This is a genomic window from Streptomyces sp. NBC_00104 (assembly GCF_045160825.1).
Lineage (GTDB): Bacteria > Actinomycetota > Actinomycetes > Streptomycetales > Streptomycetaceae > Streptomyces.
Genome location: NZ_CP108215.1, coordinates 4,769,992 through 4,786,845, shown reverse-complemented (window position 1 = coordinate 4,786,845; position 16,854 = coordinate 4,769,992). Strand labels below are relative to the sequence as shown.

Below are 16,854 nucleotides of genomic sequence, written 5' to 3'. Positions count from 1 at the left end.
GTCACCCTGGACCGGCGGGTCACTTCAGCCGCGTCTCCAACCCGTCGAGCACCCGGTCGAGCCCGTACCGGAACCCCTCCTCCCGGGCCTCCCGCGGATCCGTGCCGCGCTGTTCGGCGTAGCCCTCGCGCAGCAGCGGGTAGTCCTGGGCGGCCTCCTCGGCGGCCGGCCACAGCCGTTCGACCATGGTCCGCTCGTCCTGGCCGCTGCGGGCGAGGACGTTGAGCCAGGCGGCCTCACTGGTGGCCATGCCGGTGACGTACGCGACGAGCGTCGAGAGCGCCCGGTCGGCCTCGTCGGCCGGGAACCCGGCGGTGGTCAGCAGGTTCAGCATGGCCTCGGAGATCCGCATCCAGTTCGGGCCGAGATAGGACATGCCCAACTCGCCGAGCACGGAGGCCAGCCACGGGTGGCGCAGGATCGTGGCGCGCAGCTCGTGGGCGCAACGGGCCGTGTCGGTACGCCAGTTCGCCTGATCGGGGGAGGAGGGGACCTCGATCTCGCCGTAGATCTCGTCGACGGCCAGCTCCAGCAGCTCGTCCTTGTTGGCGACATGGCGGTAGAGGGAGGTCGCGCCGGCGCCCAGGCGGGCGCCGAGCTTGCGCATGCTCAGCGCGTCGATGCCCTCCTCGTCGAGCAGCCGCAGTGCCTCGGCCACGATGTGTTCCCGGCTCAGCGCGGGCTGCTCCCGCCCGGTCCGGGGCCGGGTCCACACGGACTGGAACCCTTCCGGCTTCCTGACCTGCTTCTCGGGTGCCATGGGACGCCTCTCCTCTGCCTGCGTACGGCTGACGCCGCCAGCGTACGGGCGATGCCGCCTGCGTACGGGTGACGCCACCAGCGTACGGGCGATGTGGCTTGCGTACGGCTGGCGCTATCAGCGCACGATGTTCGCATCCATCGGTGGCCGGACTCCCGGTCAGACGCTGGCCGGGCTCCCGGTCAGACGTCGGCCGGGCTCCCGGCCGGACTCCCGGTCAGACTTCCGGGACCCGCCGGAACATGCCCGCCACCCTCAGCTCCCCCTCGATCCGCCCCACCGCGTCCCGCAGCTCGGGCAGCACCTCCGCCACGCACTCCTCGACCGACCGCCGGCTGCTGTGCATCGCGACATTCACCGCGGCGACGACCCGCCCGCCCCGCTCCCGCACCGGCACGGCGATGGACCGCAGCCCCTCCTCCAACTCCCCGTCGACGAGGGCGTAACCGGCGTCCCGCACGCGCTCCAGGACGGCCAGCAGCTCCCGCCGCTCGGTGACCGTGTGCGGGGTCAGCCGGACGAGACGCTCCGGGAGGGAGACCTCGGGCAGCAGATCGGCGAGCATCACCCGCCCCAAGGACGTCGCGTACGCCGGCAGCCGCGTCCCGAGGGTGATGTTGACGCTCATGATCCGGCTGGTGGCGACCCGTGCGGTGTACTGCACCTCGTCCCCGCCCCCGGTGAGGATCGCGAGGGACGCCGAGTCATGGACCCGCGCGGAGAGTTCGGCCAGGTGCGGCGCGGCGATCCGGGGGAGGGGCAGCATCGACAGGGGCGGGAAGCCCAGGCCCAGCACCCGGGGCGTGAGGCGGAAGACCCGGTCGTACGACTCGACGTAGCCGAGGTGTTCGAGGGTGATCAGTGCTCGCCGGGCCGTCGCCCGCGCGAGCCCGGTGGCCTGGGCGACCTCGGTGAGGGTGAGTTCGGCTCGCCCCTCGCCGAAGGAGGTGATCACGGTGAGCCCCCGGGCGAGCGACTCGACGAACTCCCGGCCCAGTTCCTGCTTGGAGGCGCCGGTCCAGGCGGCCAGTCCGGAGGGACCCGAGGAGCCGCCCCCGGCAGTGGCCATGACCATGACCGTGGCAGTGGCAGTGGCAGTGGCCGTGGCCGTGGCCGTGGCCGTGGCCGTGGCCGTCCGAGGCTCCCGCAACTCCCGTTCCATCCGCGCGACGGTCGCCCGCAGCCGTGGCAGCAGCGTCGTCCGCAGGGACTCCGCCGTGTGCCGGCTCGTATGGCTGACGACGCTCGCCACACACACGACCCGTCCCGTACGCGGATCCCGCACGGGTACGGACACCGCCACCAGCCCCGGCTCGATCAACTGGTCATCAAGTGCCCACCCTTGGGCGCCCGCCCGGGCCGTACGGTCCTCGAAGTCGTCGTACGCGCCGCTGCGCGGAGGCACCGCCGGGAAGCCGTGGCCCTCCGGGTCGGCCGCGCGGCGGGCGTTCCACCGGGCCCAGTCCGCCGGCTGCCACTCGGTGGCGAACAGCGGGCCCGGCGCGGTGCGTTCGGCGGGCAGGAGGTCGCCGATGCGGAAGCTGAGGGACATCGCGCGGCGCCGGGTGGCCTGGTGGATGAAACGGACCCCGTCCCGGTCGCCGACCGCGAGGGACACCGACTCGTCCAACTCGTCGGCGAGGGCGTCCGCGTGGGCGTCGAGGAGACGGGGGAGGCGGATGGCGGCCAGATAGGCGTTGCCCAGCTCCATCAGGCGGGGGGCGAGGACCGCGTCGCGGCCGTCCAGCCGTACGTAGCCCATGCGGGCCAGCGTCGCCGTGATCCGGTCGACCGTGGACCGCGCGAGCCCCGTGGCCTTCTCCAGCCCGCTCAGACTCAGCGTCCCGTCCGCCTCGGTGAGCCGGCGCAGCACGGTGATCCCCCGCATCAGGGGTGCGACGGCTTCGGCGGGCGCGGGGTCGGTGGCCGCGTGCGGGACGTTCGGGAGCATGGGGTCACGTTAATGCGACCGTGCCGCACCACCGCGCCGGGCGCCTTGTGACTCGGGGTTCGGGGTTCGGGGTTCGGGGGTCGGGGGTCGGGGTTCGGGAACGATGCCGGGGCCGGGGTCCGGGGTTCGGGAACGATGCCGGGTCCGGGGTCCGGAACGATGCCGGGTCCGGGGTCCGGGGTCCGGAACGAGCCCGGGTTCGGGACCGACAAGAAAAACCGTCACCGTCGACTCACCACCACCCGATGGTTCCCCCCGACATCCACCCCCGCCACCGCGATCTCCACCCCCGCCCGCACGTCCTTGAAGGTCTCACCCGGCACGAACGGCGCGTCGGACAGCTCCGCGTGGACGTTGGGGCTGCGGGTGCACCCTCCGCTGTCACGGCGGGAGTCGTGGACCTTGATGGGGCCGTTCCCGGTGTCGACGGTCGCGTCGACCCGGTAGACGAGCACACCGGGCCGGCACACCACCGCGTCGTTCCCCGCCCGCGTCCGCAGCTCGACGACGTACGCCGTCCGGGGGCTGAGCGGCACGACGACCAGCTTGCCGCCGCCGGCGGTGGCGAGCGGGGTCAGCATGTACTCGGCGGTGCCGACGGCTGCCACACAGGCGACCTGCTTCTCGTCGAGCCAGCCGAGCTTCCACTTGTGCCAGCCCAGCAGATCGTTGTCGACGCCCCAGTCCTCGCTCATGATGTCCCAGTGCCCGACCGCGCCCCCGCCCTCGTGGGTGTAGAGGTCGGGCAGCCCGAAGACATGGCCGTTCTCGTGGGGGAGGACCCGGTATCCGGTCTCCCCGTACGTGCCCGAGCCGTCGTCCTGGCGGCTGTAGACGAACGACGCGTTGGCGACCGGCACGCCGTCCGCGACCGGCGCCTCACGGTTGCCGGCGAAGGTCACCGACAGGACGGTGTCGAGAGCGGACGGGCCGGCGTTCGGGGTGACGAGGACGTTGATGAGGTCGTACGACCGGAAGTCCACCAGCGGATCGGCGGCCCGCACCATGTCCTGGACCAGCCGGCGGTAGCCGGGCTCGAAGGGGGCGCCGCGCTCTATGCCGTACGAGCGGAAGGATCTCGGCATCCGCAGCCACTCGGTGAGCGGGGCCTCGGGGCGGTAGTCGATACGGCCGTAACTGCTGGTCCTGAACCATTTCTGGGTCTGCGGGGCGAACTCCGCGAAGCGGTCCATCGCGCTGCCCTCGCCGGGCGCGTCGGAGAAGTCGACCATCAGGTTGAGGGCACGGACCGTGCCGGTGGAGCGCGAGTAGCCGGGCGGGGTCGGGACGCCCTCGGACATCTGGGTGCCGAGCGGGCCGCGGATCATGCAGGGACCGAGCGCCGAACCGCGGGCCAGGGCGGTGGCCCCCGCGGCCGTCGTCGTCCCCTTCGCCGTCAGATGCCCGGTGCCCGCGGAGGTGCTGACCGCGAGCGTGAGGGCGGTGACGGAGGCGAGCGCGACGACACGGCGCGGCCGTATCCGGCGCGGAGGTATCCGGCGCGGCTGTATCCGGCGCGGAGGTATCCCGCCTCGGCGGAACGGCTGCAGCATGCACACGCCCTTCGCTTCCACGGCAGCCGCCCGGTGACGAGGCTGCGCCCTTTCGATCACCCTGTGTCGAGGGGTGCGCGGGCGCGCGCTGGAAGGGCCGAACGTGGGTTTCACCTGCGGGTGGGGCCGGGGCGGAGGAGTTCGGCCGGGCACCTCGTCGCACTGTGACCCAGGTCACGGGAAAAGACTTCGGAGACGGGAAATAACCGGGGATCGTTTCCCCGTTTAACCATGCGTCCGAGCGAAACGGGGACTCCATCCCCGGATAGTCACCGGGCTCCCCCCATGCCACTGGACACAGGAAGAGGAGTACGCCGTGGAGACCGCCACCGCCGTGCAGCGCAAGGTGTCCCGCCCTCGGGCCGACGCCGTGCGCAACCGGGAGCGGATCGTCACCGCCGCCCGGGAGATGTTCGTGGAGTTCGGCCCCGAGGTGCCGCTCGACGAGATCGCCCGCCGGGCCGGCGTCGGCAACGCCACGTTGTACCGCAACTTCCCGGACCGCGACGCTCTCGTCCGTGAGGTCGTCTGCTCGGTCCTGGACCGTACGGCCCTCGCGGCCGAGGCCGCGCTCGCCGAGACCGGCGACGCGTTCGAGGCGCTCTCGCGCTTCGTGCACACCTCGGCCGACGAACGGGTCAGCGCCCTCTGCCCGATGGTCCAGAGTACGTTCGACAAGCACCACCCCGACCTGGAGGCGGCACGCGAGCGCCTGGAGGAGCAGGTCGTGGGCATCATGAAGCGCGCCCGGGACGCCGGGCAGCTCCGCGCCGACGTGGGTGTCGGCGACCTGATGATCGCCGTCAGCCAGCTCAGCAGGCCCCCGGCCGGCACCCAGTGCGCGGGCGCCGACCGCTTCCTCCACCGCCACCTGCAACTGTTCCTGGACGGCCTGCGCGCCCCGGCCCCCTCCCGACTGCCCGGTGCTCCCGTGACCGTGGAGGACCTACGGAGGCCCTGCTCGCCCTGAGCCACTCGCCCTGAGCGACCAGTCCTCCGCAACCGGTCCCGCGCAACCAGTCCTGCGCAATCAGTCCCGAGCAACCAGTTCCGAGCAACCAGTTCCGAGCAACCAGTCCTGATCCACTCGTACTGATCCACTCGACCTGACCGATCGGGCCGCCCGACCTGAACCACCGGGCTCACGGCCGTCGATGACGACGAGCCGTGACCCCAGGACGCCCTGGGACGTGCCCTCGGTCCTCGCTCTCCCTTACCGCGCCCTTTTCCTGCCACTCCCTACCGATCCCTACCGAACTTTCCGTCACGAAGTCCCGAAGTGGGTACCTCCATGTCCGAAACAGTCCGCAGCGTCCCCGGATCGGTGGACGATCCGCACAACGACGCTCACGCCAGCCGCTGGAAAGCGCTCGTCTTCATCGCCCTCGCCCAGTTGATGGTCGTGCTCGACGCGACCATCGTGAACATCGCCCTCCCCTCCGCCCAGCAGGACCTGGGGATATCGGACGGCAACCGCCAGTGGGTCATCACCGCGTACGCGCTGGCCTTCGGCGGTCTGCTCCTCTTCGGTGGCCGTATCTCCGACCTGTGGGGCCGCAAGCGCACCTTCGTCACCGGTCTGATCGGCTTCGCCGGCGCCTCCGCACTGGGCGGCGCGGCCACCAGTGAGGCGATGATGCTGGGCGCCCGCGCGCTCCAGGGCGCCTTCGGCGCGCTGCTCGCGCCCGCCGCGCTCTCCCTCCTCGCCGTGATGTTCACCGACGCCAAGGAGCGCGCCAAGGCCTTCGGCATCTACGGCGCGATCGCCGGTGGCGGCGGCGCCGTGGGCCTGATTCTCGGCGGCTTCCTCACCGAGTACCTGGACTGGCGCTGGACGTTCTTCGTCAACATCCCGTTCGCGGTGATCGCGGCGGCCGGCGCGTACTTCGTCATCCGTGAGCCGGCGGGCGGCCGCAACCGCTCCCCGCTCGACATCCCCGGCGTGGTCCTGTCCACCCTGGGCCTGGTCTCCCTGGTCTACGGCTTCACCCGGGCCGAGTCCGACGGCTGGGGCGACTCGATGACGATCACCCTGTTCGTCGCCTCGGCGGCGCTCCTCGCGGCCTTCGTGTTCGTCGAGTCCAAGGTCAAGGCCCCGCTGCTGCCGCTGCGCGTGATCACCGAGCGCAACCGCGGCGGTGTCTACCTCTCCCTCGGCCTCGCGATCATCGCGATGTTCGGTCTGTTCCTCTTCCTGACCTACTACCTGCAGATCGTGAAGGGGTACTCGCCGGTCAAGACCGGTTTCGCCTTCCTGCCGATGATCGTGGGCATGATCACCGGATCGACCCAGATCGGCACCCGCCTGATGACCCGGGTCCCGCCGCGCCTGCTGATGGCCCCCGGCTTCCTGGTCGCCGGCCTCGGCATGCTCCTGCTCACCCAGATGGAGATCGATTCCTCGTACGTCGGTCTGCTCCTGCCGGCCCAGCTGCTGCTCGGCCTCGGCATGGGTACGGCGTTCATGCCGGCGATGTCCCTCGCGACCTACGGTGTCGAACCGCGTGACGCGGGCGTGGCCTCCGCCATGGTCAACACCTCGCAGCAGGTCGGCGGCGCCATCGGCACGGCCCTCCTGAACACGATCGCCGCCTCCGCGACCACGTCCTACATCGAGGACCACATCGGCGCGGCCACCTCGAAGCCGGCCGCCCAGCTGGTCCAGCTCCAGGGCATGGTCAACGGCTACACCAATGCCATCTGGTTCGCCGTGGCCATCCTCGTGGCCTCCGCCGCCATCGCCTTCACCCTCGTCACGACGGGCAAGCCCGACATGACGGCGACCACGGGCGAGGGCGAGGACGCGACGAACGAGGTCAAGGTCCCGGTGATCGCCCACTGAGGCACCGGTCTGACGCTTGACACCGGAGGGGTGGGACAGGGGCGGAGCCCTTGTCCCACCCCTCCGGGGCGTGGCAGGGGGAAGCTCCCTGCCCGACCCCTCCAAGGGCGCGGGCAACCGCGCGACCAGCCAAGCCCAAGACGGCCCGCGGGCGCAGATGGCCCGCGCCCACCCGGCGGCCGCAGCCACGCACACCGGGCGGCCGCAGCCACGCCCACCGGGCGGCCGCAGCCACGCCCACCGGGCGGCCGCAGCCACGCCCACCGGGCGGCCGCAGCCGCACACACCCGGCAGCCGCACACACCCGGCAGTCCCACGGCGACCCACGGCTCCCCTTGCGGAGCGCTACCGCAGCCAGGGCAGGTCCGCACCCGCCTCCGACGGCTGGAGCCCCTCCGCGATGATCCCCATGATCTCGCCGAGGGCCTTCTGCTGCTCCGCCGACAACCGGTCGAACAGCGCCTGCCGCACCGCGGCCACATGCCCGGGCGCGCTCTTCGAGAGCATCTCGAACCCCGCGTCCGTGAGCACCGCGAACTGTCCCCGCTTGTCCACGGGGCAGTCCTCGCGCCGCACCCACCCGTTCTTCTCCAGCCGGGCCACGGCGTGCGACAGCCGCGACCGCGTGATCTTCGTCCGCATCGCCAGCTCGGTCATCCGCAGCCGCCGCTGCGGTTCGGCGGACAGCACCACGAGCAGGTGGTAGTAGAGGTGCGGCATGCCCGCGTCGCGCTGCAACTGGCGGTCGAGATGGTCCTCCAGCAGGGTGGTGGCGTGCACATAGGCGAGCCAGGTGCGCTGCTCCTCTTCGGTGAGCCAGCGGGGTTCTTCCTCGGCGGATGGGGTCTTCATACCCCCACTGTACGAGGCTCCTTCTTGAAAATTGAACTATAGAGATGTAAGGTGAAACAACAAATATTGAGACTTCAACTACTGGGGAGTCAGGGGGAGTCTCAAGTGCCTGGAGCGTCAGGCGCCACCAAGGAGACAGAAGCGACCACCGAGCCCGCCGAGGCGTATGTGTCGTGTGCGTCGCGTGTGTGTTGAGGGAGTCACCCCTATGTCCGCCGCCACCGCCGAGCGCATGCCCGCCCTGTATCTGAGCCACGGGGCCCCGCCGCTCGCCGACGACCCGATCTGGCCCGGCGAGCTCGCCGCCTGGTCCGCGACCCTGCCCCGCCCCAAGGCGATCCTCATGGTCTCCGCCCACTGGGAGGAGGCCCCCCTCGCCCTCGGCGCGGTCGACCGCGTCCCCCTGGTCTACGACTTCTGGGGCTTCCCCGAGCACTACTACCAGGTGCGCTACGGGGCCCCGGGCGCCCCCGAGCTGGCCGCCTCGGTCCGCAAGCTGCTCCGGGCCCCCGGCATCCCCGTCCAGGACATCCCGGACCGGGGCCTCGACCACGGCGCGTACGTCCCCCTGGTCGAGATGTACCCGGACGCCGACATCCCGGTCCTCCAGATCTCCATGCCGACCCTGGACCCGCTGAAGCTGATGGACATCGGCCGCAAGCTCGCCCCCCTCCGTGACGAGGGCGTGCTGATCGTCGGCTCCGGGTTCTTCACCCACAACCTCGCCGCCCTCCGCCAGGCCGGCGTCCCCACCTGGTCCACCGAGTTCGACGACTGGGGCCACCGCGCCCTCGAGTCCCGCGACTGGGACGCCCTCCTCGACTTCCTCCACAAGTCCCCGGCCGGGCAGCTGGCCCACCCCCGCACGGAGCACTTCGCGCCCCTCTTCGTCACGATGGGCGCGGCCGAGGCCTCCGGCGAACTGGACGCCCAGAAGTCGGTGATCGACGGCTTCTGGCTGGGGCTGGCGAAGCGGTCGGTGCAGTTCGGCTAGCCGCTGACGGAGCGGTCGGACGGCGTCCCGCCGACGACGGGGCGGGTCGGTTCGCGCGGGCCCATGGACCGGGGTCGCTTACCTGGGCCCACGGGTCGGGCCCACTTACCTGGGCCCCCGGGTCGGGCCCACTTACCCGGGCCCCCGGGTCGGGCCCACTTACCCGGGCCCCCGGGTCGGGCCCACTTACCCGGGCCCCCGGGTCGGGGTCGCTTACCTGGCAGGTCATCGACTCCGGCCCGTCCGGCTGCCAGGCTCGTCGGCGTACGGAGCCCGACCGACCGGAAGGACGCCATGCCCATGTCCATGCCCGCCTATGCCATAGCCCACCTGAAGGACGCCGCCCCGCACCCGGAGATCGCCGAGTACATCGAGCGCATCCCCGCCACCTTCGAGCCGTACGGCGGCCGCTTCCTCGTCCATGTCGCCCGGCACGAGGTGAAGGAGGGGAGTTGGCCCGGAGCCGTCGTGGTGATCGGCTTCCCCGGGATCGCCGAGGCGCGGAGCTGGTGGGACTCACCCGCGTACCAGGAGATCGCCCCACTGCGGTCACGGCACATCGCGGGAGACATCATCCTGGTCGAAGGGGTACCGGACGACTACGACCCCACCGCCACCGCGAAGGTCATGCGGGAGTCCCTGGCCGCCGACTAGGAGATCCCGCCTCACAGCCCCTTCTCGTACCAGGCCACATCCCAGTACCGCCCGAACTTCCGCCCGACCTCCCGGTACGTCCCGACGTACCGGAACCCGAACCGCTCGTGCAGCCGGGTGGAGGCCTCGTTCGGCTGCGCTATGCCGGCGTAGGCGCGATGGACGTCCTCGTCGGCGAGCGCCTCGAACAGTGCTTTGTACAGCAGCGTGCCCACGCCCCGGCCGCCCGCGTCCGGGGCGAGGTACACCGACACCTCCACCGAGGTGTCGTACGCCGGTTTCGCGCGAAACGCGCTGCTCGTGGCGTACCCGAGAATCCGCTGTGAGTCGGCGCCGGCGGCAACCATCAGGCGGTGCCGTCCGTCTTCAAGGTGGGAGAGCAGCCAAGGGCGGCGCTCTTCCGGAGTGAAGACAGCGGTATCGAATGTGATGGGCGTCTCACGGACGTAGTGGTTGTAGATGTCGGTGAGGGCGGCGAGGTCGGTCTCGACTCCTGGTCTGACCTGCACCTCTGCGGACTCCGCCGACATCCCGCCTCCTCCTGTGGCGGCACAGGGTACTGCAAGATCAGAAAAATAGTGGGACGGGTGGGGAATTCTGTCCTGATTCCAGTCGTTGTTTCCTTCGGAAGCAGGGCACTCGGGAGAGTGTCCGAGCGGCCGCACAAGACACACGTAGGACCAGACACGACCCTGCCAGCCCACCATCGCAAGGGAGCACGCATGGCAACCCGTGCCGTCGCCGCTCGTCGTTCGTCCGCCTCCGGCCGGGCCGACGCGGCTCGCAGCGTTCGCGCCTCTGGCGGCGAGATCGCCGACCGCGACCTGGTCGGCATGTACCTCGACGAGATCGCGCGTACGCCGCTGCTCGACGCCGCCAAGGAAGTCGAGCTGTCCCAGATCATCGAGGCGGGTGTGTTCGCGCAGCAGATCCTCGACGGCGAGGAGGCGGCCAGGGCGGACGCCACCCGCGAAGAGCTCGAGGCCCTCGTCGCGGACAGCGAGCGGGCCAAGGACATCTTCATCCGGTCGAACCTGCGGCTCGTCGTGGCGGTCGCCCGGCGTTATCCGCGCAGTGGCCTGCCCCTGCTCGACCTCATCCAGGAGGGCAACGCCGGCCTGGTCCGCGCGGTGGAGAAGTTCGACTACCGCAAGGGCTTCAAGTTCTCCACGTACGCCACCTGGTGGATCCGTCAGGCCATCACCCGTTCGATAGCGGACCAGTCGCGCACCATCCGGCTGCCCGTCCACCTCGTCGAGGAACTGGGCCGGATCCGCCGCGTGCAGCGCGAGTTCAACCGCGAGCACGGGCGTGACCCCGAGCCCCAGGAGATCGCCGCCGAACTCGGTTCCAACGCGGACCGCGTCGTCGACGTCCTCGACTGGGCCCGCGACCCGGTCTCGCTGAACATGTCGGTGGACGACGACGGCGACACCCAGTTCGGCGACCTGCTGGAGGACACCTCCGCGGTCTCGCCCGAGCAGTCCGTGCTCACGCTGCTGCGCAGCGAGGAGCTGGACGACCTCATCGGGCGCCTCGACCAGCGCACCGCGTCCATCATCAAGATGCGGTACGGCATCGAGGACGGCCGCGAGCGGACCCTCACCGAGGTCGGCAAGGAGCACGGGCTCACCCGCGAGCGGATCCGCCAGATCGAGAAGCACGCCCTGCTCGAACTGAAGAAGCTCGCCCGCGACACGGGCTTCGACGCCGTCGCCTGATCCGCCCGAGGAACAGCGGATACGGCAACGGATTAGGCAACGGATAACGCAACGGATAACGCAACGGGTACGGATCACGGCCGGTACAGACCAAGGCCCCGTACGGCCCAACCCCTGGGGCCGATGCGGGGCCTGGCCCGGCGTATGGTCGTACCTCGACCACACCTTGGCCGTACTACGCCGCTACTTGGCCGTACTGTGCCGCTTCAACTCTGCGTTCCCGGGGCACAAGACTTCAGGGCCCACGACTTCACCGGCCCGGAGCCGTCAGGCCCGGGACCCGGAGTTCGAGGGAACCACAGCAACCGCCGCCCCCACGACCACGGCTGCGACCATCACGACCGCAGCCATCCGAAGCCGAGTCCCGACGCTCTCCCCCCAGCGCCGGGACTCTCCCAGAGCCGGGCTTCGGCGCCTCCCCCCCCGGCGCCGGAGCCCGGCTCCATTTCCGCTACCGAGGCGCGGGGCCGAGGCGCAGGACCGAGACGCGGGACCGAGGCACGGGCCGAGGCGCGGGCTGGCACGGGCCGACCCGAAGGTGCTCGGGGCAGGCAGACCGAAGGGCCACCCCGGACCTGAACCCCGGGGTGACCCGAACGGCAGATTGTGCCACAGAGGCGACCTCCGCCCGAGCCGTGGCGAGCGTCATCCCCGCACGTCAGAGGCCCGGAGCCCCTCGCCTCACCCCTCCGCGCCGCCCGCCGCACGAGCCAGTCGCGAGCCCAACTCCCGTACGTAGCCCACCAGTTCCGGCGGCTCGTGCACCGTGAAGTCGCAGTCGACGACGGCGAGCCGTACGGCCAGCCACTCCATGGAGTCGCCGACGGAGGCCCGCAGCCGGCAGCTGCGCTCGTCGACGGGTTCGGGCGTACCGAACCAGCGGGGCAGCCGGGCCGCGATGAACTCGGCGGGCGCGGCGAAGGTGACGTCGAACGCGTACGCCTCCTGCCGCCGGTACATCGACTGCTTCAGATACTCCTCCGCACTCCCCTTCGGCAGCTCGCGCGGTGTGAACCGGGCGCCCGTGGCGAAGGGTTCCTCGACCCGGTCGACCCGGAAGGTGCGCCAGTCGGCGCGGTCGAGGTCGTACGCGACGAGATACCAGCGGCGGCCGGTCGAGACGAGCCGGTACGGCTCGCAGTGCCGCCGCGAGTCCGTCCCGTCGCCGGAACGGTAGGCGAAGCGCAGCCGCTCCCGACCCGCCACCGCCGAGGCCATCACGGTCAATGTCTCGGGGGCGACGGTCGCCCCGTCGCCGCTGGTCAGGGGAGTGGTGGCGGCCTGCAGCGTGGAGACCCGGTGGCGCAACCGCGACGGCAGCACCTGTTCGAGCTTGGCGAGCGCCCGTACGGACGCCTCGTCCACCCCCTCCACCGCGTGCCCGGCCCCGGCCCGCAGTCCCACCGCGATCGCCACGGCCTCCTCGTCGTCCAGCACGAGCGGGGGCATCGCCTTCCCCGCCACCAGCCGGTACCCGCCCTCCGCCCCTTTCGTCGCCTGCACCGGATACCCCAGCTCCCGCAGCCGGTCGATGTCCCGCCGAACGGTTCGCCGCGACACCCCGAGCCGGTCGGAGAGCTCACCGCCGGGCCACTCGCGGGGGGTCTGGAGGAGGGAGAGGAGTTGAAGGAGCCGGCCGGGGGTGTCGGTGGTCATGAGAGCCCCTCTCCGTCCGATGGTTTCCCTGGTGTCGTCATGACCCGAGCATGCCGGAGAAGTAGGACACGATCTGACCTACTGGACCTCTACTTTCCATGCATGACCTCGACAACGAGCGCCCTGAAGGGGCGCGGGGCTGTTACATCTGCGACTTCGTCGCGTGGGCGCGACCAGCCACGGACGACCGTCAGTGACCCGACGACAGAAACCCGAACGGCGCTCGACGCGTCCCCCGGCGGAGCCGACCGCCGCCGCTGGATAGCCCTCGCCATCGTCATGACGGCCGCCTTCATGGACCTGGTCGACGTCACCATCGTCAACATCGCGATCCCCTCCATCCAGCGAAGCGAAGGCGCCACGTTCAGCCAGATCCAGTGGATCACCGCCGGCTACGCCCTCGCCTTCGCCGCGGGCCTGGTCACCGGCGGCCGGCTCGGCGACATCCACGGCCGCAGGCGGATCTTCCTCCTCGGCATCGGCGGCTTCACCCTCGCCTCCGCGCTCTGCGGTCTCGCCGCGAACCCGGAGATGCTGGTGGCGGCGAGGATCGCGCAGGGCGCGACCGCCGCGCTGATGGTGCCGCAGGTGCTGTCGATCGTGCACGCGACCTTCCCGGCGCACGAACGCGGCAAGGTGTTCGGGCTGTTCGGCGCGATCGTGGGTCTCGGCGCGGTCTCCGGCCCGCTGCTCGGCGCCCTGCTCATCGAGTGGAACCCGCTCGGCCTCGAATGGCGGGCGATCTTCCTGATCAACCTGCCCGTCGGCATCGCGGGCCTGATCCTGGGCCGCCGTTTCATCACCGAGTCCAAGGCCCCGCACGCCCTGAAGCTGGACCTCGTCGGCGTCGTCCTCGTCACCGCCGGCCTGCTGATGCTGCTCTACCCGCTCACCCGGGGCCATGAGACGGGCTGGCCGCTGTGGGGGTACGTCTCGATGGCCGGCTCACCGGCCGTGTTCGCGGCGCTGGTGGCGTACGAACGGCGCAAGACCGCGCGCGACGGATCCCCGCTGATCGAACTGTCGCTGTTCCGGGTGAAGAGCTTCGCCGCCGGTATCGCCGTACAGACCGTCTTCGGTATCGCCCTCGGCGTCTTCTTCCTCGTCTGGACCCTCTACCTGCAGACCGGCCTCGGCTGGAGCGTCCTGCGGGCCGGCCTCACCGGCATCCCGTTCTCCCTCGCGGTGTCGGTCGCGGCCGGGGTCTCGGTCCAGAAGCTCGTCCCGCGCTTCGGCCGCAAGGTCCTCCAGGCGGGCGCGCTGCTGATGGCGGCCGGGGTGCTGCTCTACCTGGCCGAGTCCGCATGGTACGGCCTCGCCATCACCCCCTGGCAGATGGCGTTCCCGCTGGTCGTGATGGGGGCGGGCATGGGGCTCATCGTCGCCCCGCTGACCGACGCGATCCTCTCCGGGGTGCCGCGTGAGCACGCCGGTTCCGCGTCCGGGCTGATCAGTACCGTCCAGCAGATGGGCAACGCGCTGGGTCTCGGCCTGGTCGCCGTGATCTTCTTCGGCGTCATGGACGACCACCTCGCCCCGGCCGCGATCGGCCCCGCCTTCGTGGACGCCTTCGAGTACGCCCTCGGCTGGGTGGCCGCGGTCCTGATCGCGATCTTCCTGCTGATGTTCGCCCTGCCGGGGCGGGCAGCCGCGGAGACCGACGAGTCGGCGCACTGACCGGCGGCAGGAGGGCGCGCTGACCGGCGGCAGGAGGGCCCGCTGACCGGCGGCGGAAGGGCGCGCTGACCGGCGGCAGGACGGAGTGCCGACCGGCGGCGAGAGCGGGGCCCGGCACCTCCGAGGTGCGGGGCCCCGCTCTCGGCGTACGCCCGATCATGTCCGAGTCGGTCCGAATCTCGCCCGAACCTGTTTACTTTCTGGAAATCCGGGCGTAGCCTCCCAGCGAAACCACAGAATCGGGCATCAGTCGGAGGCGAACGGACATGTACGCACCGGAGCGGCAGCAGGAGATCCTCCGGCTCGCCCGTGACGGCGGCCGGGTGGACGTGGTGTCGCTGGCGGAGGAGTTCCAGGTCACGGCGGAGACGATTCGCCGGGATCTGAAGACCCTCGACCGCGCCGGCCTCGTCCAGCGGGTGCACGGCGGCGCGATCCCCGCCGGCCGCCTGGACTTCGAGCCCGACCTCGCCGAACGCGAGGGCACCGCGGCCGACGAGAAGGACCGCATCGCCCAGGCCGCCCTGGCCGAACTGCCGAGCGACGGCACCGTCGTCCTCGACGCCGGTACGACGGTCGCGCGCCTCGCCGCCGCCATCCCGCTGGAGGCCGCGCTCACCGCGGTCACGCACAGCCTGCCGATCGCGGCCCGCCTGGCCGACCACCCGGGCATCCAGCTCCACCTGGTCGGCGGCCGCGTCCGCCACCGCACCCGCGCTGCCGTGGACGCCTGGGCGCTGCGGGCCTACGGCGAGATCCGCGCCGACGTCCTCTTCGTGGCGGCCAACGGCTTCTCCGCCGACCATGGCCTGACCACCCCCGACCTCGCCGAGGCCGCCGTGAAGCGGGCGGCGGTGGCCGCCGCCCGGCGCGTGGTGCTGCTCGCCGACTCCTCCAAGCACGGCCAGGAGCACTTCGCCCGCTTCGGCGACCTGAGCGACGTGGACCTGCTGATCACCGACAGCGGGCTGAGCCCCGAAGACGCCCTGGCTATCGAACGCAAGGGCACCGAAGTGCTGCGCGTCCCGGGCCCCGAGCGCATCAGCGGCTCCGGCACGGGCCGGACGGACGACCCCCGGACAAACGGCCCGATCAACGGCCGGAAAGACCACTCATGATCCTCACCGTCACCCCGAACCCGTCCCTCGACCGCACGTACGAGGTCCCCTCCCTCGACCGCGGCGAGGTCATCCGGGCCACCGGCGAACGCATGGACCCGGGCGGCAAGGGCGTCAACGTCTCCCGCGCGGTCGCCGCCGCCGGCCGGCGCACCGTGGCCGTACTGCCGCTCGGCGGAGCACCGGGCGCGCTGGTCGCGGACCTGCTCGACGCGCAGGGCATCGAGGTCGCACGCGTGGCGGTGGCCGGGGCGACCCGCTCCAACATCGCCCTCGCCGAAGCCGACGGCGTCCTGACGAAGATCAACGCACCCGGCCCCGAACTGTCCCCCGCCGAACAGGAACTCCTCCTGGAGACCGTCCGCGCCCAGTCCGCCGAGGCCTCCTGGATCGCCTGCTGCGGCAGCCTCCCGCGCGGCCTCGCCCCGTCCTGGTACGCCGAACTCGTCGCCCGCGCCCACGCGGTCGGCACCCGCATCGCCCTGGACACCTCCGGCCCGGCCCTGCTCGCCGCGCTCCGCGAACGCCCGGACGTCGTCAAGCCCAACGCCGAGGAACTCGCCGAAGCCGTGGGCCGCCCCCTCGCCACGGTCGGCGACGCCGTCAAGGCCGCGGAGGAACTCCGCGCGATGGGCGCCGACGCGGTCCTCGCCAGCCTCGGCGCCGACGGGCAACTCCTCGTGAACGCCTCCGGCGCCTGGTTCGGCACCGCCCGCGTCGACGCCGTCCGCAGCAACGTCGGCGCCGGCGACTCCTCCCTCGCCGGCTTCCTCATCGCCGGCGGCCACGGCCCCGAAGCCCTCGCCTCCGCCGTCGCCCACGGCGCCGCCGCCGTCCAACTCCCCGGCAGCGTCATGCCGACCCCGGCCCACCTGGACCCGGCGGCGGTGACGGTGACGTCGGAGGTACCGGCGGACCGGGTGCTGAAGGAACCGGTCTCATGAGCGGAAGACCGCGAACGAACCTTCGTTTTGGCGGCGGGGGTGGGGTTCGGCCTGATGGTCTGGGCGCTCCGCGAACGAACCCTCGTTTTGGCGGCCGGCCGGTACCTCACGGCACCGGCTCCCGCGCCCCGC

The 16,854-nt window shown here is 71.5% G+C and carries 14 protein-coding genes; 8 read left to right on the top strand and 6 right to left on the bottom strand.

Annotation, left to right across the window (positions count from 1 at the left end; genetic code table 11):
- Positions 1-19: 19 nt before the first annotated feature.
- From OG272_RS20865 to OG272_RS20855, 3 genes are all read right to left on the bottom strand, one after another.
- Positions 20-760, bottom strand: coding sequence for a TetR/AcrR family transcriptional regulator (locus tag OG272_RS20865; protein WP_326582137.1), 741 nt, complete (start codon positions 758-760; stop codon positions 20-22).
- 217 nt (positions 761-977) lie between these two features.
- The gene (locus OG272_RS20860) at positions 978-2,711 is read right to left on the bottom strand and encodes an IclR family transcriptional regulator C-terminal domain-containing protein (RefSeq protein WP_328223299.1); all 1,734 of its coding nucleotides are present in this window, start codon (positions 2,709-2,711) and stop codon (positions 978-980) included.
- Between the two features lie 221 nt (positions 2,712-2,932).
- Positions 2,933-4,264, bottom strand: a complete 1,332-nt coding sequence (locus OG272_RS20855) for a M6 family metalloprotease domain-containing protein (protein ID WP_328223298.1) — start codon at positions 4,262-4,264, stop codon at positions 2,933-2,935.
- Positions 4,265-4,580: 316 nt separating this feature from the next.
- Here OG272_RS20855 and OG272_RS20850 point away from each other — a divergent pair, with 316 nt between their 5' ends.
- Both OG272_RS20850 and OG272_RS20845 read left to right on the top strand, forming a co-directional pair.
- Positions 4,581-5,234, top strand: coding sequence for a helix-turn-helix domain-containing protein (locus OG272_RS20850; protein ID WP_327729255.1), 654 nt, complete (start codon positions 4,581-4,583; stop codon positions 5,232-5,234).
- Positions 5,235-5,555: 321 nt separating this feature from the next.
- Positions 5,556-7,106 carry an MFS transporter gene (locus OG272_RS20845; protein WP_326582141.1) on the top strand — a complete coding sequence of 517 codons (1,551 nt, stop codon included), beginning with the start codon at positions 5,556-5,558 and terminating at the stop codon, positions 7,104-7,106.
- 345 nt (positions 7,107-7,451) lie between these two features.
- Here the strand turns inward: OG272_RS20845 and OG272_RS20840 are convergent, their stop codons facing one another.
- Positions 7,452-7,958, bottom strand: a complete 507-nt coding sequence (locus tag OG272_RS20840) for a MarR family transcriptional regulator (RefSeq protein ID WP_327729258.1) — start codon at positions 7,956-7,958, stop codon at positions 7,452-7,454.
- Between the two features lie 208 nt (positions 7,959-8,166).
- On the opposite strand from OG272_RS20840, the gene OG272_RS20835 reads away from it, so the two are divergent.
- Together OG272_RS20835 and OG272_RS20830 are read left to right on the top strand one after the other, a co-directional pair.
- Positions 8,167-8,952, top strand: coding sequence for a class III extradiol ring-cleavage dioxygenase (locus OG272_RS20835; RefSeq protein WP_326582143.1), 786 nt, complete (start codon positions 8,167-8,169; stop codon positions 8,950-8,952).
- Positions 8,953-9,258: 306 nt separating this feature from the next.
- Positions 9,259-9,606 (top strand): DUF1330 domain-containing protein, encoded by a 348-nt coding sequence (locus tag OG272_RS20830; RefSeq protein ID WP_326585783.1) that lies wholly within the window; start codon positions 9,259-9,261, stop codon positions 9,604-9,606.
- A gap of 11 nt (positions 9,607-9,617) precedes the next feature.
- Here OG272_RS20830 and OG272_RS20825 read toward each other — a convergent pair whose 3' ends face one another.
- Positions 9,618-10,136, bottom strand: coding sequence for a GNAT family N-acetyltransferase (locus tag OG272_RS20825; RefSeq protein ID WP_405894387.1), 519 nt, complete (start codon positions 10,134-10,136; stop codon positions 9,618-9,620).
- 192 nt (positions 10,137-10,328) lie between these two features.
- On the opposite strand from OG272_RS20825, the gene OG272_RS20820 reads away from it, so the two are divergent.
- Positions 10,329-11,327, top strand: coding sequence for an RNA polymerase sigma factor RpoD/SigA (locus OG272_RS20820; RefSeq protein WP_405894385.1), 999 nt, complete (start codon positions 10,329-10,331; stop codon positions 11,325-11,327).
- Between the two features lie 681 nt (positions 11,328-12,008).
- Here OG272_RS20820 and OG272_RS20815 read toward each other — a convergent pair.
- Positions 12,009-12,983: a helix-turn-helix transcriptional regulator gene (locus tag OG272_RS20815; protein ID WP_405894383.1), complete on the bottom strand. Its 975-nt coding sequence runs from the start codon at positions 12,981-12,983 to the stop codon at positions 12,009-12,011.
- 102 nt (positions 12,984-13,085) lie between these two features.
- Here OG272_RS20815 and OG272_RS20810 point away from each other — a divergent pair, with 102 nt between their 5' ends.
- The 3 genes from OG272_RS20810 to pfkB all read left to right on the top strand — a co-directional run bounded on the left by OG272_RS20810 (position 13,086) and on the right by pfkB (position 16,722).
- Entirely contained in the window at positions 13,086-14,660 is a 1,575-nt protein-coding gene (locus OG272_RS20810; protein WP_405894381.1) for an MFS transporter, read from the top strand.
- Between the two features lie 266 nt (positions 14,661-14,926).
- Positions 14,927-15,778: a DeoR/GlpR family DNA-binding transcription regulator gene (locus tag OG272_RS20805; RefSeq protein ID WP_327729262.1), complete on the top strand. Its 852-nt coding sequence runs from the start codon at positions 14,927-14,929 to the stop codon at positions 15,776-15,778.
- Positions 15,775-16,722, top strand: coding sequence for a 1-phosphofructokinase (pfkB, locus tag OG272_RS20800; protein WP_327729263.1), 948 nt, complete (start codon positions 15,775-15,777; stop codon positions 16,720-16,722). Before OG272_RS20805 ends, pfkB begins: the two co-directional genes overlap by 4 nt.
- The last annotated feature ends 132 nt before the right edge of the window (positions 16,723-16,854 follow it).